General features: G+C 46.2%; 15 protein-coding genes. 9 read left to right on the forward strand and 6 right to left on the reverse strand.

Annotated features, from left to right (window positions below; genetic code table 11):
- Positions 1 to 33: 33 nt before the first annotated feature.
- Positions 34 to 186, forward strand: a complete 153-nt coding sequence (locus NSQ50_RS06430; protein ID WP_155288093.1) for a hypothetical protein — start codon at positions 34 to 36, stop codon at positions 184 to 186.
- 101 nt (positions 187 to 287) lie between these two features.
- Here NSQ50_RS06430 and NSQ50_RS06435 read toward each other — a convergent pair whose 3' ends face one another.
- The 3 genes from NSQ50_RS06435 to NSQ50_RS06445 all read right to left on the reverse strand — a co-directional run bounded on the left by NSQ50_RS06435 (position 288) and on the right by NSQ50_RS06445 (position 3034).
- Positions 288 to 755 carry an ASCH domain-containing protein gene (locus NSQ50_RS06435; protein ID WP_076147565.1) on the reverse strand — a complete coding sequence of 156 codons (468 nt, stop codon included), beginning with the start codon at positions 753 to 755 and terminating at the stop codon, positions 288 to 290.
- Positions 756 to 784: 29 nt separating this feature from the next.
- The gene (locus NSQ50_RS06440) at positions 785 to 2746 is read right to left on the reverse strand and encodes an ABC-F family ATP-binding cassette domain-containing protein (protein WP_076100964.1); all 1962 of its coding nucleotides are present in this window, start codon (positions 2744 to 2746) and stop codon (positions 785 to 787) included.
- A gap of 120 nt (positions 2747 to 2866) precedes the next feature.
- Positions 2867 to 3034: a hypothetical protein gene (locus tag NSQ50_RS06445; protein WP_162636617.1), complete on the reverse strand. Its 168-nt coding sequence runs from the start codon at positions 3032 to 3034 to the stop codon at positions 2867 to 2869.
- A 178-nt stretch (positions 3035 to 3212) separates the two neighbouring features.
- Here NSQ50_RS06445 and NSQ50_RS06450 point away from each other — a divergent pair, with 178 nt between their 5' ends.
- The 4 genes from NSQ50_RS06450 to NSQ50_RS06465 all read left to right on the forward strand — a co-directional run bounded on the left by NSQ50_RS06450 (position 3213) and on the right by NSQ50_RS06465 (position 8488).
- Positions 3213 to 3590, forward strand: coding sequence for a PH domain-containing protein (locus NSQ50_RS06450; RefSeq protein WP_036680049.1), 378 nt, complete (start codon positions 3213 to 3215; stop codon positions 3588 to 3590).
- Between the two features lie 578 nt (positions 3591 to 4168).
- Entirely contained in the window at positions 4169 to 5746 is a 1578-nt protein-coding gene (ggt, locus tag NSQ50_RS06455) for a gamma-glutamyltransferase (RefSeq protein WP_076141108.1), read from the forward strand.
- Between the two features lie 318 nt (positions 5747 to 6064).
- The gene (locus tag NSQ50_RS06460) at positions 6065 to 7501 is read left to right on the forward strand and encodes an amidase family protein (RefSeq protein ID WP_370511397.1); all 1437 of its coding nucleotides are present in this window, start codon (positions 6065 to 6067) and stop codon (positions 7499 to 7501) included.
- 765 nt (positions 7502 to 8266) lie between these two features.
- Positions 8267 to 8488, forward strand: coding sequence for a hypothetical protein (locus NSQ50_RS06465; RefSeq protein WP_340949313.1), 222 nt, complete (start codon positions 8267 to 8269; stop codon positions 8486 to 8488).
- A gap of 28 nt (positions 8489 to 8516) precedes the next feature.
- Here the strand turns inward: NSQ50_RS06465 and NSQ50_RS06470 are convergent, their stop codons facing one another.
- From NSQ50_RS06470 to NSQ50_RS06480, 3 genes are read right to left on the reverse strand one after another with little or no spacing between them, the layout of a single operon-like run.
- On the reverse strand, positions 8517 to 9443 hold the full coding sequence (locus tag NSQ50_RS06470) for an IS3 family transposase (protein ID WP_143766314.1): 927 nt from the start codon (positions 9441 to 9443) through the stop codon (positions 8517 to 8519).
- Positions 9392 to 9709: a transposase gene (locus NSQ50_RS06475; RefSeq protein WP_036683594.1), complete on the reverse strand. Its 318-nt coding sequence runs from the start codon at positions 9707 to 9709 to the stop codon at positions 9392 to 9394. The genes NSQ50_RS06470 and NSQ50_RS06475 overlap by 52 nt, the downstream gene beginning before the upstream one ends.
- Before the next feature lie 41 nt (positions 9710 to 9750).
- Positions 9751 to 10155 (reverse strand): hypothetical protein, encoded by a 405-nt coding sequence (locus tag NSQ50_RS06480; protein WP_340949314.1) that lies wholly within the window; start codon positions 10153 to 10155, stop codon positions 9751 to 9753.
- Positions 10156 to 10675: 520 nt separating this feature from the next.
- Between NSQ50_RS06480 and NSQ50_RS06485 the strand changes: the two genes are divergently transcribed.
- The 4 genes from NSQ50_RS06485 (at position 10676) to NSQ50_RS06500 (ending at position 15373) form a co-directional block, all read left to right on the forward strand.
- Positions 10676 to 12250, forward strand: a complete 1575-nt coding sequence (locus NSQ50_RS06485) for a PucR family transcriptional regulator (protein WP_076224231.1) — start codon at positions 10676 to 10678, stop codon at positions 12248 to 12250.
- An 81-nt stretch (positions 12251 to 12331) separates the two neighbouring features.
- Positions 12332 to 13456, forward strand: a complete 1125-nt coding sequence (locus NSQ50_RS06490; protein ID WP_052096844.1) for an XdhC family protein — start codon at positions 12332 to 12334, stop codon at positions 13454 to 13456.
- Entirely contained in the window at positions 13392 to 13970 is a 579-nt protein-coding gene (locus NSQ50_RS06495; RefSeq protein ID WP_063829796.1) for an NTP transferase domain-containing protein, read from the forward strand. Before NSQ50_RS06490 ends, NSQ50_RS06495 begins: the two co-directional genes overlap by 65 nt.
- 242 nt (positions 13971 to 14212) lie before the next feature.
- Positions 14213 to 15373: a BMP family ABC transporter substrate-binding protein gene (locus tag NSQ50_RS06500; protein ID WP_076144437.1), complete on the forward strand. Its 1161-nt coding sequence runs from the start codon at positions 14213 to 14215 to the stop codon at positions 15371 to 15373.
- Positions 15374 to 15433 lie beyond the last annotated feature (60 nt).

Below are 15433 nucleotides of genomic sequence, written 5' to 3' on the forward strand. Positions count from 1 at the left end.
CTGTGACGATAAGATATTTTAGGAGGGGATCGCATGGAACAAGAAGAATTGAGCATTCCATTGAAACAGGAAAATGTGGTGCGTCCTGCAGAAGGCAATATTGCCACTGGGCTGGTTTGGGGTATTTTAATCAGCATTCCGTTATGGATCTCTGTTATTGGCTGGATTTTGGGATTTTGGCACTAAACCATAAATTAATGAGGATCTAATTCTGTTGATTTTATAGTATACACAAAAGGCTGTCCCTTCCTTGTGGAAGAGACAGCCTTTTGCGTTTTCTGAAGATCTTAGTCTTTTGTATATACCACTCTAAAGTTCTCACAAACAACTTTCATCTTTGGATCAAAGGGTTTGTTTAAGAATTTTAAGGATTCTCTGGTGAAGAACTGCTCATGATCATGACGCCATGACTTAAGCGTCCGGTCACCTTCTCCTTCAGTATAGGCAAACTCAGCGCTAACCTCATCAAAAGGTATAATTTGTACATTTGTAGTAACAATTATTGCCCGCGGATCACCAGATCCATCCAGCACGATACTGTGACCGCCAACTTGCGGAAACGTCTCGTCACAAGTTTCAAATATATCATAATTTGAAGCAGTTCCTGTCTTGATCCCACGAATCACCAGATCGAGCAGCTCATCGGCCATCTGGGGACTGTCACCAAAGGCCCAGGCGTCATAGTTATCCGCTGCTTGTGGATGAAGCTGGGTGTATTCTTTCCACAATAACTTAATCTTCTCTTTGTTGCTCATATGCTCATCTCCTTATAGATCAATCTATTCTATAGACCAGTTGTCTCCATCCATCCTGTATAGAGCTCATCCAACTGTTCCTGTATCGCATCACGTTCTTGTTGCAGCTCAGCAAGTTCAGCTGCATCGCTGCTGATCAGGGGATCTAACATCTTAGCATCGATCACGCCAAGGCGTTCCTCTACCTCTGCAATGGCCGTTTCCCAGTCGAAGGTGGTGTTTTTCCTACGGGAACTGGTGGATTTAGCGTTGGTTTCTTTCCCTGAATCGTTAGATTGAGGCTTATCAAGGCGTGAACTTGTTCGTTCTGCAGAGACAGGTTTAGCTTGATCCGCAAAAGAGGGAGCTAGTAATGCTTTTTCAGCTTGTTTTTCCTTGTAATATTCATAGTTTCCGTTGAACACTCCAAACCGCCCGTCTTCAATGGACCATAGTTTGTGAAATAGGCGATTGATGAAATAACGGTCATGAGATACCGCCAGAACCGTGCCTGGAAATTCCTCTAATGCTTCTTCGAGTGCTTCACGAGAATCTATGTCCAGATGATTGGTCGGCTCATCCAGAATCAGCAGATTTGGCTTGCGATGCATTAGTACAGCGAAACGCAGGCGGGTCCATTCACCACCGGACAGATTCGTAATGTCTTTGAATACATCGGGACCATAAAATAGGAAACGTGCAAGCTGCCCGCGTGCTTCACCTTCTTCAAGTCCAGCTTCTTCGCGGAAGTAGCGGAGTACAGACTGTTTGTTATTTTCAGGAACAGCCTCTTGTGCGAGGTAGCCGACCACAGTTCTTGAGCCGAGTGTACAGCTTCCGCTGTCCGGGGTTTCCTGTCCTAAAATAATTCTTAAAAGTGTACTTTTACCTGCCCCGTTACCGCCGATGAGTGCCGTAGTCTCTCCGTAGCGAAGCACTTCGTTTGCCTCTGCGAAAAGGCTTCGCTGACCATATGCTTTTCCGATATCCTCCAAAATGACAACCTGATTACCGGAACGGTCATTTTGCTGTAGCTGCAAATCCATCGATTTGCGCTCCAGTATAGGACGTTTAACCTTCACCATACGATCCAGTGCTTTTTGCATGGATGCTGCTCTCCGGTAAAAGGAAGGGTTAGGAGGTGTCCCGCGATTGCCAAATTCAATGAGACGTTTGATGCTTTCCTGCATTTGTTTTATTTTTTTCTGCTGCTCTTGATAATCGGCAAATTGTTGAAGAAGTCGTGTTTCCTTCTCCACTTGGTAGCCGCTGTAGTTGGTATGGAAGGTAAAGGCCTCGCCATCCTCAATCTCGATCACTTTCTTGACTACAGCGTCCAGAAAGTAACGGTCATGGGAGATCGCAAGCACTGTTCCATCATAACTCTGTAAAAATTGCTCCAACCATTCAATGGCGTTCATATCGAGATGATTGGTTGGTTCATCCAATAGAAGGATGTCTGGACGGCGCAGCAGCAGCTCCGCTAGTCCGACTTTTGTTTTTTCTCCTCCTGAAAGAGAGGCGAACAATCGGCTGTATTGTCCGGTTCCGATCCCGAGACCCGAGGCTACGCGCTGAATAGAGGATTCGATCTCGTAACCTCCGGCATCCTCGAACTTATCCTGCAAGCTGCCATATTCTTTCAGCAGCCGATTCCAGAGGGTTTCATCCGTTCCGCTGTTAAAGCTGGACATTTCCAGCTCAAGCTCCCGCAGGCGGTGCTGCCATTGCAAAGGTTCGGCAAAGCTGCGCTGCAGAACATCATATACGGTTTCTTTTTCGTTAACTTCTTGAATTTGAGCTAACAGACCTACTACGCTGCCTTTGCGTATTGAGATTTGCCCTTCATCGGGGCGTTCCTCCCCGTTCAGCAGGTGGAATAGTGTCGTTTTGCCACAGCCGTTGCGGCCGATCAGGCCGATTTTTTCCCCTTGGCGGATATCGAAGGTAATGCTATTCAGCACGAGTTGTGCCCCGTGGTATTTTTGAACATTTTGGCATTGGATGATCATATATATTCTCCTTTAAGAATGCCCTTCGCACCGCCAGTACCCTAAATGGCTCCGAAATCCTGTAAAAAACCATAAAAAAAGACCGTAGGGAAATTTCCCCACGGCCTTATCATTCTCCGGTTAACTGATCCGTCCGGGTGATGGCAGGAAAGGCATTTCACAATTGTGTAGTGTTATTAAATTCATACAAATGGACAGACTTCTCCCGTTATCGCCATTTACATGAGCAATGCCAGCTATCGCTTTAGGTAGCCGACTCATAACACTGTTGGTCCAATTGTGATCCATTCCTTCCACACCCCTCTCTTAGTAAATTTAATGACAGTGTAATCAAAAATCAGAAAATAAGCAAGTAAAAAGATGTCAGAGAGTATTTTTACACAGCATAGAATATGAAAAATAGAATAATATGGTTCTGTAGTGGGGGGCAAGTGGCTAAATTTAACGGATGAAAAGAGGAAGAGATATGGCACTTTTTGACGGATTAATGGGCAATGCATCACAAGTAAATCTTACGGAGGTCCAGCGGGAATACGCACAAATTCTTGCTCCTCAGGAGAAAATCGAACGCGCCTATAAGCTGATTAGAGATATGTTCATTTTTACGGACAAGCGGCTTATTCTGGTGGATAAACAAGGTCTGACGGGCAAGAAAACAGAATATCATTCGATCCCTTACAAAAGCATCTCGCATTATTCCGTGGAGACGGCAGGGCATTTTGACCTGGATGCGGAGCTATGTATCTACATTTCCAGCAGCACGCTTCCGGTGAAGAAGACCTTCAATAAATCCGTAAATATTTACGAGGTGCAGGCCGTGTTATCGCAATATATTTTAAAATAAATTGTTTATTCGGTGTTTCAAAGCACAAGCCCCCCTCTAAAAGTGGCTAAGATTACTAAGGTTAGATGCAGCTATACATATTTGAGATAGGTAGCCATTGGTGGCAAAAGGTCACTAAACATATTCGAGATGGGTAGTCATTGGGTGCAAAAGGTGACTAGACATATTCGGGATAGGTAGCTATTGGAGGAAATAGGTTAGAGACATAACCGAGATAGACAGCCATATGGCGGCAAAAGGTTACGGTAGTACGCCATGGCAGTATGCGGCTCCCTGTAATTAAAATGATTTTATAATATTCGTAGGTGTGAATCTACAAGATTAAACAAAGATGACCTCTTATTTGTGCATAGCTCACAAAAAGAAGAGGTTTATTTTGCGTTTCAGCGTAACCGATTGACAAAGGATTTTCGTGTAATGTTAAATGACACTAATTAAGTCAGAAGTTATAGGGGGCTCGCAGAGGAACCTGCCGCAAAAGATAGGAAGATTGAATATGTTGAAGAAACCCGCCGCAAAAAATAAGGAGTTGGGACATGGCGGAGCGGAGAAACCCGTAAAAGATAGGGGGACGGAACATGGCGGAGAAACCCGTAATAGGCACAAAAACTATGGTAGTTAGCCCCCATTATTTAGCCTCGGCTGCTGGTGCACGTATGTTGGAAAAAGGGGGGAATGCCTTTGATGCAGCGGTGGCGATCAGTGCGACACTAGCTGTTGTATATCCGCATATGACGGGGCTAGGCGGAGATTCCTTTTGGTTGACCTATAACACGCAAGAGGCGCGTGTTCGGGCCTATAACGGAAGCGGGCGCTCCGGGTACGGAGTCCGCAGAAGCAGCTATGCCGGGGAAGCTTTCATCCCGCGGCGGGGGATTCGCAGCGCCATTACGGTGCCGGGGATGGCGGACAGTTGGGATGCCGTACTGAGTAAGTATGGCCGCTTTATGCTGGCGGAGGTACTGGAGCCTGCCATTGGTTATGCTTTGGAGGGATTTCCGCTGTCGCCGGATCAGCGGAATAACACGGCTGTTGCGGGCTCTGCGCTGTCGCCGGAGGCGGCAGCGATTTACACGCCAGGCGGCGTGATTCCTTGTGCTGGATCGCGATTCCAGCAAAAACAGCTGGCGGCCACCCTGCGGACATTGGCGGCGGGTGGGCGGGATGCTTTTTATAAGGGGAAGATTGCGGAGGACATCTGTGACTATATGCTGGCAACTGGCGGGTATTTGACTCGGGATGACTTTGCGGATCATCAGGGGGATTGGGTCGAGCCGATTCATACGGATTATCACGGGCATACGGTATATCAAGTGCCGCCTAATTCTCAAGGTTTCACTGGACTAATGAGTCTTAATTTATTGGAACATTACAATTTTGAAGCAATCGGGCATGGTTCGTATGAATATTATCACCTGCTTGTTGAAGCGTTGAAGCTAAGCTTCCGCGATCGGGATAGGGTGCTTACAGATCCGGATTTTAGTGCTATTCCTTTGGAGCAGCTGCTGGATAAACGTTATGCAGGACAATTAGCGTCTACTATCTCGATGCAAAAAGCTGCGCAACTGACAAGTCAGCCTATCGGCAGTGATACAGCTTATGCTGCGGTTGTGGATGAGGACGGGAATGCGGTCTCTTTTATTCAGAGTCTGTATTTTGAATTTGGTTCGGGCGTGGCCGCTGGGGATACTGGGATTCTGCTGCAGAATCGAGGTTCGTTTTTTTCGCTGGACCCCGGGCACATCAATACGCTTGAGCCGCATAAGCGCAGCTTCCACACACTGATGCCAGCGATGGCCTGCCGCGAGGGCAAACCTGCGATTCTGTACGGGACGCAAGGTGGCGAAGGTCAACCACAGACTCAAACCTTGCTGCTCACACGGATGCTGCATTATGGCATGAATCCACAAACGGCTGTGAATGAGCCGCGTTTTGTGTGGGGGAGAACGTGGGGGGAGCCTACGCAAGAGCTAAAGGTGGAGAGCAGGGTAGCTGATGAGGTGCTGGCAGATTTGGCCGCAGCCGGTCATATTGTCCGGAAAGTAGATGACTATGATGGGATTATGGGTCACGCTCACATGATTTCGATAGATGACAATGGATACCGCAGTGGGGGAACGGACCGACGCTGCGATGGTGCGGCGATTGGGTGGTAGGTATAGGTGTGATGGAAGGATTGGAAGGACTCTGAAGGAATCGTAGGTGGAATGATGGATGGAAAAGCTGCTGATGGGGTCGTAGGAGGAAAGATGGAGAATTGGAAGGACTGCTGGAGGAATCGAAGGCGGGATGGTGTGGGATCCGAAAGGCTGATGGAAGAATCGTAGGTGGAATGATGGATGGAAAAGCTGCTGATGGGTCGTAGGAGGAAAGATGAGGAATTGGAAGGAACGCTGGAGGAATCGTAGGAGAAGCGTGGGATCCGAAAGGCTGATGGAAGGGTAAAAGTAATGGTCTAGGGAGGAGGGGGAATTATGGTTTTGGATAATCGGTATGGTGCGTTTATAGATCCTGAGCTTACGGTTGAGAGTTTAGAAAGCGGGATATTGGATGGACTGACCTTTGCAGTAAAAGATGTATTCGCTGTAACTGGACACAGCTCTTCTGCAGGTAATCCTGATTGGCTGCGTAGCCACCATCCGTCCACGGAGCATGCGGTGGCTGTACATCGTTTACTGTTGTCGGGTGCTACACTTCGTGGTGCTGCCCATACGGATGAGCTGATGTATAGTCTGGGCGGCGAGAACCATCATTATGGAACGCCGATTAATCCGCGTGCTGTAGGTCGTATCCCAGGCGGATCTTCAAGTGGTTCGGCAGTAGCGGTAGCTTCTGGTAGTGTTGATTTTGCGCTCGGAACAGATACCGGTGGCTCAATTCGAGTACCTTCCTCTTATTGCGGAGTATATGGCTTCCGGCCAACGCATGGAGCTGTGGATTTTCAAGGTGTTATTCCATTATCTCCGGCTTTTGATACAGTTGGCTGGGTGTCGGATCGCTTGGATGTGCTCCAGAAGGTAGGGGAAGTGTTACTTGTGGCTGGGAGTACATCTGTAAAGACGTCGAAGAAAATAGGAAGTAGTCTAGAAGAAACTGTAGGGAAGAGCATAGAGAAGAATGTATTGGAAAATTTAGAGAACAACTTAGAGGGAGACATGGTGAAGACTGATAAAAATAATTTAGAAAAGAGCCAGAAGGAAAGTTTAGAAACGATTTTGGAGAAACGTATTGAGAAGAGTACTGAGAAGAGTACGGAGAAAATTTTAGAGATTGGCCCGGAAAACAAGGTAAAAAAGAATATGGAAGACAAAAATAAAATGGGTACTTTATTTGTTGCTACTGACTGCTGGGCTTTGGTTAATCTGGAGAATGCAGCTATTTTATCGGAGGGATTAAGGTGTTTGCGATCCGGGGCAGATCATCTCATGGAGATAGAGATTGCTTTGGAGGGGTTAAAGGTCTGGATGGATGTTTTTAGAGAATTGCAGGGGAATGAAATTTGGGAAACTCATGGCGTTTGGATTGAGAACGAGAAACCAGTCTTTGGGCCTGATATTGCAGCGCGATTCTCGTGGGCTGCCAGTTTGGCGGAAGAGGATCATAGCGTTGCACAATGTAAGCAAAAAGAGATTTCTAATCATTTGCGCCTGCTGCTAGGAGAGGACAATTGTCTTGTGATTCCGACAGTTCCGGGACCAGCGCCGCTGCGTGGAGGGGATTTGCGCCAATTGGAGGTGAATCGTAGTGGTGCGATGATGTTGAGTTGCATAGCTGGGTTGGCGGGTTTGCCTCAGGTAACATTACCTATGCTCTCCACAAGTGGATTGCCACTAGGATTATCCGTTATTGCCGGACATGGTCAGGATCTCCGGTTACTCTCTTGGGTGAATGAAGTGTGGCAGCAGTCTTGAGAGGCTGAGTGCAGTGGTCTTGAAAAAGCAGCGATACTAAACAGACCGTAGCTACGAACAACATATCTTGACACTTTTCTAGTTACATTTCTAGTTACTTTTCTAGTTACTGTTAACCGATACTCCTCCATTACTCTCTTGGAATACACTCTAGAAATACATTCTAGGAAGACGCTTTAGGATTACACTCTAGAAATACACTCTGGGAATACACTATAGGATTACACTCTAGGATTACATTCTAGCAATACACTCTAACGCCACACTCACTTATTGATTCACAAATTAACGAAATACACATGTCATTCCCTCCTACTCTTAGTTTTATTTACACCGGGGAGCCCAGTGGAGTTGCTTTAAAAACTAAGGTAGCTTAAGTTGGCTCAATATTGGAGTGGTAGAGTGAAAAAGATAAATTCAGCGCTCGATTGTGTTGTGTAAGACCAGTTGAATTAAGTGAATACGTCGCTGGAGAGAAAAGAACGGTATAACTCCCGCAGAAATCGGGGGAAGTGCTTAAGTAACTAAAAAGAACGGTATAAATCCCGCAAAATCCAGGAAAGTGGAACAAGTAGCTAAAAAGAACGGTATAAATCCCGCAGAAACCGGGAAATGGCACAAGTAGCTAAAAAGAACGGTATAAATCCCGCAGAAATCGTGGGAAGTGCTTAAGTAACTAAAAAGAACGATATAACTCCCGCAAAATCCAGAAAAGTGGCACAAGTAGCTAAAAAGAACGGTATAAATCCCGCAAAATCCAGGAAAGTGGCACAAGTAGCTAAAAAGAACGGTATAAATCCCGCAGAATCTGGGGAAATGGCTCAAGTAACTAAAAAGTACAGTATAAATCCCGCAGAATCTGGGGAAATGGCTCAAGTAACTAAAAAGAACGGTATAAATCCCGCAGAATCTGGGAAAGTGGCCCAAGTAGCTAAAAAGAACAGTATAAATCCCGTAGAAATCTGGGAAAGTGGCCCAAGTAGCTAAAATGGACCTCTGTCAAGAAAGTGGACAGTCACGCAACAGACATTCTAGTCAATTGCTCAGCAAAACGAACTGGAGAAAGATACCCCAGCGCGCCATGCATTCGCTTGCGGTTATAATAAAACTCAATATATTGAAAAAGTGTCTGGTAGGCTTGCTCCTTAGTTTTGAATCGTGGATTACAATAAATGAGCTCCTTTTTCAAAATGCTGTGCCACGACTCGATACAGGCGTTATCATAACAGTTACCTCTGCGGCTCATGCTGGACTCCATGCCATACGCTTTCAACTGCTGCCTGTATTCATGAGAAGTATATTGAGAACCTCTATCGGAGTGATGTAATAGACCCTTTTCCGGTTGTTTAGCTTCGTAAGCATCTTGTAAGGCGCCCGAAATTAAGCTAGTTTCCATATGGTTCTCCAAGCGCCACCCCACGATTTCGCGCGTGCAAAGGTCCATTACACTAGCCAGGTACAAGCGCCCTCCCCGGCAAGGAATGTACGTAATGTCGGTAACCCATACTGAATTGGGTTTGAGTATTTTAAATTGCTGGTTCAGCGTATTCGGGGCAATCGGATGGTCATGATTGGAGTCAGTGGTCTGTACGCGATACGTTTTGGAGACAATGGAGCGAAGCTTCATATGTCGCATGTACACACTCACCGTGCGTTCGGTAACGGTATAACCTTCTTGATGTAACAGGCGGGTGATCTTCGGACTCCCATACCGCTTTTGATGGTCTGCAAAATGATACTGAATTCGCTTCATTATCGCAGCCTTACGAAGCATATGCGTACTGTTTTTTTCTGTCCGCCACTTGTAGTACCCGCTCCGTGACACATGTAGGGTCATGCACATCTTCTCCAAGAGAAACTCGGAGCGATGTTTTTCAATAAACTGGAATCTCAGTTCCTTGGTTTGCTGAAGATGTGCACTGCTTTTTTTACGATCGCTAATTCCTCTTCCACATCGGCAATCTTGTTATCTTTTTCTTGAAGTTGACGGCTCATTTCTTTCAACTGTGCCTCGAGTTCCCGTACTCGATCCACGCTAGCTGCCGGTTCATTCTTTAGTTCTCGATACTGGCTCATCCATTGATGCAGGGTACTTTTTGGGATGTTGAGCTCTTCCGCCAAGTCGCCCACTGTCTTTGTTTGCTCTTGAATGAACTGCACTGTCTGTTTTTTAAATTCTTCGTTATACCGTTGTCGATGTTCTCCCATGTGAACACACCTCCGTGGACTCATTATCGCCAGTCTGTTAACTACTGTCCACTTTTTATTCTAGCTTCAAAAAGAACGGTATAAATCCCGCAGAATCTGGGAAAGTGGCCCAAGTAGCTAAAAAGAACGGTATAAATCCCGCAGAATCTGGGAAAGTGGCATAAGTAACTAAAAAGAACGGTATAAATCCCGCAGAATCCGGGGAAATGGCTCAAGTAGCTGAAAAGAACGGTATAAATCCCGTAGAACCCAGGAAAGTAGCATAAGTAACTAAAAACAACAGTATAAATCCCGCAGAATGTGGCGAAGACGCCTATGTAGTCAAAAAGAAGGGCAAAAAGGCCCTTCATCCCGGCAATTCCGGCCAAACAGCCAAAAAGAAGGGCAAAAGTGCCTTTCACCTCTACCGGCAGCAGTGGATCTATAATAGTTTGTACCTCCGCCACAGCTATAGTGGGGTGGTATTATCTCTGCTCGTACGGATCTCATACACCGCTCAATTCCCCGTCTTGCAGCGCTGGTGTGCCTGCGACTTCGATCCGATGGCCAATTCGAATAGCCTGAGAATACCCTGCCACCTATTCCGACTCCCTATTCCGACTCCCGCGTGAACCCGTAAAAACTTGTTTTTACTCGAAAGCCCTCCCTCAACTCCACCTACTATTTTCCAATCCCCTTATACAGTTCACATGAACGATATGAGCTAAATTTCAATAATTAATAATTCATCATTCATCATTCATCATTCATCATTCATAATTAATAATTAATAATTAATAATTAATAATTAATAATTAATAATTCATAATTCATGATCCATGTTCATTTTGTGTTAAGTTTATTAACATATAAATCATGAAAATTTAACTTCCCTCTATTCAACACGGTTCATTTTAATTATAATGTTACATAAAATAACATTATAAATCAGAAATGGTTCTATTGATCCTAATAAGGAGGGGTGGCATGCATCTTACGGTTGAAGAAGCGTTGTCCATTTATCCTTTGTCCGAGGCGAAGCTTATCGCTGGGTCTAAAGGGAAACATCGAATTGTGAAGTCAATTAATGTGATGGATGCCCCCGATATCTCGGATTGGATCAAAGAAGGCGAGATGCTGCTGACGACAGCCTATTTGATAAAGGACAATATGGAGGAAGCCTCTGCCTTGCTGCAGACTTTGAATCGCCGGGGATCTTCGGCCTTGGGTATTAAGCTGGGGCGATTTTGGGATGAAGTACCAGAGCAACTGGTTGCAGAAGCGGAGAGTCTTAACTTCCCGCTTATCCAGCTGCCTTTCGAGTTTACTTTTTCGGATCAGATGAATGGTCTGTTTCGCGCCGAGCTTAGCCGCAGCACTCACGTTCTGCAGAACATTATGGAGAAGCAGAAAAAGCTGATGCAATTTGCCCTAAGATCTGTCCGCAGCCGTCCATTGTTTGATTCGGTGTCTGAAGTGATTGGCCATTCACTTGTGGTGGTTAGCGCAAGGGGGGGTGTGATCTACAACAACTCTGAATACCATCCTTCACAGCTGCTGGAGGGGTGGCCGTGGCAGAAACGGAATCAGCGCTTTCGTGTTGGAGATCATGTGGGCTACCGTACACCACTTTTGCAAGGAGAGAAGTGCTCCGGATATCTATTGTTTTGTGCCATCGACCCTTTATTGCTCCCAATGGAAGAAAGTTTGTTCGTTCAGGGAGCTGAACTTATTTCATATCATATTCATTCAGGATACGAAGATTATTTTGAACAGGCAGAACACAGGGAGTTTAGCGGATTGCTGAGACGTTGTTTGAGCGGTAATTTATCTTACACAGATTTGGCGCAGGCTGCTCTCGACTTGAAGATTGAGCTGCTTCAATCACCATTTTGTCTCTTATTGACCGATACAGCTGCGACTGGGGAAGAACGCCAAGGGGAGCTGCTCAGACTAAAAGAAGAATATCTTGAACATCCCGGGCTGCGGGAAGTAAAGGGAATTCATGTGATCATAGATCAAGGACTTTTGTCTATATATCCGGGAGATCGTCAGCGTCCTGAACAATTCCGGGATATAATCCAGGCTTGTTTTAACAACATGAAGTTTGATAAGGGATATTATCCGCGAGCTGCGATAAGCAGTTGTAAAACGAAGCCGGAGGGGCTGAAGGAGGCTTTTGCGGAGGTAAAGGATTGTATGGGAATGCTTCAGGGCGGGGGGGTAAAAGGGAATGTTGTGCATTACCGGCAGCTTGAGCTTAACCTGCTACTCGGGCAAATTCCGGCAGAGGTTATGGAGAAATATTGTAATGGAAGTCTTAGAGGGTTGCTTAACCGAGAACCGGAGTATGTCAGGGAAATGCTGCGGACGCTGGAAGTTTATCTAGAGAACGATGGTCATGTTAATGAGACGGCTAAGAAACTGTTTATTCATCGAAACACGGCTACCTACCGGATCGAGAAGCTTAGTGAGCTGCTGGACGTCGATTTTAAAAAAATAAATGATCTAATGAGGTTGAAGTTAGTATTCATGTTTCGGAGGATGCTCGGAAGGGACTAAGGTCTAAGTTCTAAGTTCTAAGTTCTAAGTTCTAAGTTCTAAGTTCTGGGTTGAAATGCAAACACGGAGGAGGGGAACCTCGTGAATACACATGAAATCGCAATGCATATTCAAACCCATCAGGCGCCTGCGGTGCTGGCAACGCTGATAGAGGTGGAGGGACACTCGTATCGTAAAGCCGGAGCGGTGATGTTGTTTTTTGAAGAAGGTACGATTGGGAGCCTGAGTCCAGGTTGTCTGGAAAACGATCTGCAGCTGCGAACTTCTGAGATCTGGGAACGAGGGCTGCCCGAAATTGTGGAATACAACATGCTGTCTCCGGATGATCTGTCCTGGGGTGAGGTTGTCGGCTGTGGAGGCAAAATCAAAGTAGTGCTAGAACCCGTGCAGGGTCAGCTCTACAAGCTTTTAGTGCAGGCGAGTGACAGATTGGCTAGGGGAGAGAAGCTAATTTTGTTCCGCGAAGCAGTGGAGAAAGGTTTTATCTATAAGCTGGAGCTGGATCCAGACATTGTACTGCCGCAGAGCAAGAAACATCCGAAATTATCCCACTCGGCAAAAGAAAGCCTGGCGGCAGGTCGCTTTATGGCCGCTCCAGCAGAATTGACAGCATTCCATACGTCTTTCGTGCCCAAACCGCGGCTTGTGATTTTTGGCGGGGGACGTGATGTGGTTCCTATTGCGGAACTTGCTGACAGAGTTGGCTTTCGGGTAGCGGTTGCGGATTGGCGTGAAGGAAGCTTACACAATAAGTTTCCTCGAGCTGAACAAGTAATTTGTTCCCCTATGGAGGTTGTTCAGCGATTGGGCGTAGCTCGGGAGGATTATGTATTGATTTGCAGTCATCAACTTGGGCGGGATAGACAGTTCCTGGAGAGTGTGATTCCGCTTGCTCCTCTATATATAGGGATTATCGGTTCGAAGGCGCGGATATCTCTTTTACTGGAAGGGCTTGAGGCTCCTGCATCTTTGCATGCACCTGTAGGGTTGCCGATTGGAGGAGAAGGTCCGGAGGAGATTGCGGTCAGTATTATAGCGGAAATAATTCAAATTAGAAGGGTGGGCTCACGAGAGCTGCCCAAAGGAGCGGATAGTATTGAAGGTAGCAGGAATATATTTGGCAGCGGGGCAGAGCAGGCGGATGGGCGTGTCCAAGGTTTCACTGAAATTGTCGCAGGAGGTCTCACTCGGGAGCGTCGCGCTTAGTGAATTGGATCGTTGCAATCTAGAACCGCTAATCGTGGTAGTGCGTGCGGATGACAACTTGGAATGGCTGCCACCCGCGATTGAACCGCAAGCATCCAGACGTACCGAAACTTGCTTAACCGCACATCTAGGATTGTCTTTTTCACTGCGCTGTGGCCTTAATGCGGTATTACCTTTACAGCCCGATGCAGTAGTTGTGGCGCTTGCGGATCAGCCATTTATTACTACAGCATTAGTGAACCGTCTAATACAAACGTTTGAACAATCTCCGGAGATGGATTATGTCGCTAGCGTCAGCAATGGGTCGGCTATGCCCCCGGCTTTGTTCTCGAAGACGTTGTTTCCAGCACTACAGGGATTAGATGGAGATCGAGGAGCGGCGGGGATATTGCGTTCACCTGATTATAAGGGGATTGTTCTGGAATCTGAGTCTGCCCATTATTTCATGGACGCAGATACAAAAGAAGATTTTGGTGAGATTCAGGAGCAATGGATTCTGAGAAATGGAAAGTGAAGTAAAGAATAGTCTGAAAAGTAATCTGAAACAGTGTTCCTTTTCCACCTTTGGTCATATAATATGACACGAAACTCACCATACCAAAACCAATTAGTGCATTACACACAAAAAAAGTTCTGATTCTTATATTCATATACAAACGTATGTTATATAAATTTACGCCAAGGCCACCTCTAAGTATAGTAGAAGTACATTAATGGTTGCAGCCATGATGAGAGATGATTTGGAGGAGGAGAATTATGAAAAAAAGGGGTCAGTTCATAACATCTTGTCTTGCATTAATGGTTCTAATGACGGTGGCTTTGGTGGGGTGTGGCAGCAATAATAATACTTCTACAAATGCAACGGAGGCACCAGCGACAACTACAGCGGCAACAGAGGCAACTGCAACAACAGAACCGGCTGCAAAGAAACCGACGGTTGCTTTTGTTTATATCGGACCTCCAGGGGATGGCGGCTACACATACCAACATGATCAAGGACGGCTGTATATGGAGAAGGAGCTAGGGATTAAAGCTGACTTTGTAGAAAATGTCCCTGAAAGTGCTGACGCCGAACGAATCATCACCGAGCTTGCACAATCACACGACATCGTGTTTACAACGAGCTTCGGATATATGGATTTTACATTAAATGTAGCGGGCAAATTCCCCAACGTGAAGTTCCTGCATGCTTCGGGTTACAAAACCGCAGAGAACATGGGAACCTACTTCGGGAAAAACTATCAGGCCAGCTATCTGAGCGGCATAGCGGCAGGAAAAATGACCAAAAACAATCAGCTTGGTTATGTGGGCGCTTTTCCGATCAGCGAAGTGATTTATAACTTGAATGCTTTTACCCTTGGAGCACAAAGTGTCAATCCTGATGTAAAGGTGAATGTGGTATGGACGAATACATGGTATGACCCGACGACTGAACGTCAAGCGGCAATCAGCTTGCTGGATAAGGGTGCGGATGTGCTTTTGGCCTATCAGGATTCACCTGCAACACTGCAGGCTGCTGCTGAACGAGGGGCTTTTGCCGGGGGGAATGACTCGGATATGAGCAAATACGCTCCGGACAATTATTTGACGAACCCGGTATGGAATTGGGGGCCGTATTACGTAAAAGCTGTGCAGGCAGTTATGGATGGAACCTGGAAGAGCGAGCAATATTCCGGTGATATGGCTGACGGTATGGTGGAGCTGGCTCTTTTCGGGAACAAGATCCCAGATGATGTGAAAAAGCTTGTCGAAGACGCCAAAGCCAAAATTATCAGTGGTGAGCTGGAGGTTTTCACAGGTCCGATCTCAGATAATCAAGGGAATGTGAAGGTTCAGGAGGGTCAGAAGCTGACCTTGGAGGAAGTGCTGGGCATGAACTGGCTCGTAAAGGGTGTGGAAGGAACTATCCCGCAATAATGTTTAAAAATAGGGAATAAGATGTGCACAATCTATGGGTGGGGCGGGTTCCGTTAAGCG

Source organism: Paenibacillus sp. FSL R10-2788, assembly GCF_038003885.1.
Classification (GTDB): Bacteria; Bacillota; Bacilli; order Paenibacillales; family Paenibacillaceae; genus Paenibacillus_AQ; species Paenibacillus_AQ odorifer.

What these genes read in the sequence shown, in the direction of transcription:
- NSQ50_RS06430 (WP_155288093.1), top strand. Translation starts at nt 34, where the DNA reads ATGGAACAAGAAGAATTGAGCATTCCATTGAAACAGGAAAATGTGGTG.
- NSQ50_RS06435 (WP_076147565.1), bottom strand. Translation starts at nt 755, where the DNA reads ATGAGCAACAAAGAGAAGATTAAGTTATTGTGGAAAGAATACACCCAG.
- NSQ50_RS06440 (WP_076100964.1), bottom strand. Translation starts at nt 2,746, where the DNA reads ATGATCATCCAATGCCAAAATGTTCAAAAATACCACGGGGCACAACTC.
- NSQ50_RS06445 (WP_162636617.1), bottom strand. Translation starts at nt 3,034, where the DNA reads ATGGATCACAATTGGACCAACAGTGTTATGAGTCGGCTACCTAAAGCG.
- NSQ50_RS06450 (WP_036680049.1), top strand. Translation starts at nt 3,213, where the DNA reads ATGGCACTTTTTGACGGATTAATGGGCAATGCATCACAAGTAAATCTT.
- ggt (WP_076141108.1), top strand. Translation starts at nt 4,169, where the DNA reads ATGGCGGAGAAACCCGTAATAGGCACAAAAACTATGGTAGTTAGCCCC.
- NSQ50_RS06460 (WP_370511397.1), top strand. Translation starts at nt 6,065, where the DNA reads ATGGTTTTGGATAATCGGTATGGTGCGTTTATAGATCCTGAGCTTACG.
- NSQ50_RS06475 (WP_036683594.1), bottom strand. Translation starts at nt 9,709, where the DNA reads ATGGGAGAACATCGACAACGGTATAACGAAGAATTTAAAAAACAGACA.
- NSQ50_RS06485 (WP_076224231.1), top strand. Translation starts at nt 10,676, where the DNA reads ATGCATCTTACGGTTGAAGAAGCGTTGTCCATTTATCCTTTGTCCGAG.
- NSQ50_RS06495 (WP_063829796.1), top strand. Translation starts at nt 13,392, where the DNA reads ATGGGCGTGTCCAAGGTTTCACTGAAATTGTCGCAGGAGGTCTCACTC.
- NSQ50_RS06500 (WP_076144437.1), top strand. Translation starts at nt 14,213, where the DNA reads ATGAAAAAAAGGGGTCAGTTCATAACATCTTGTCTTGCATTAATGGTT.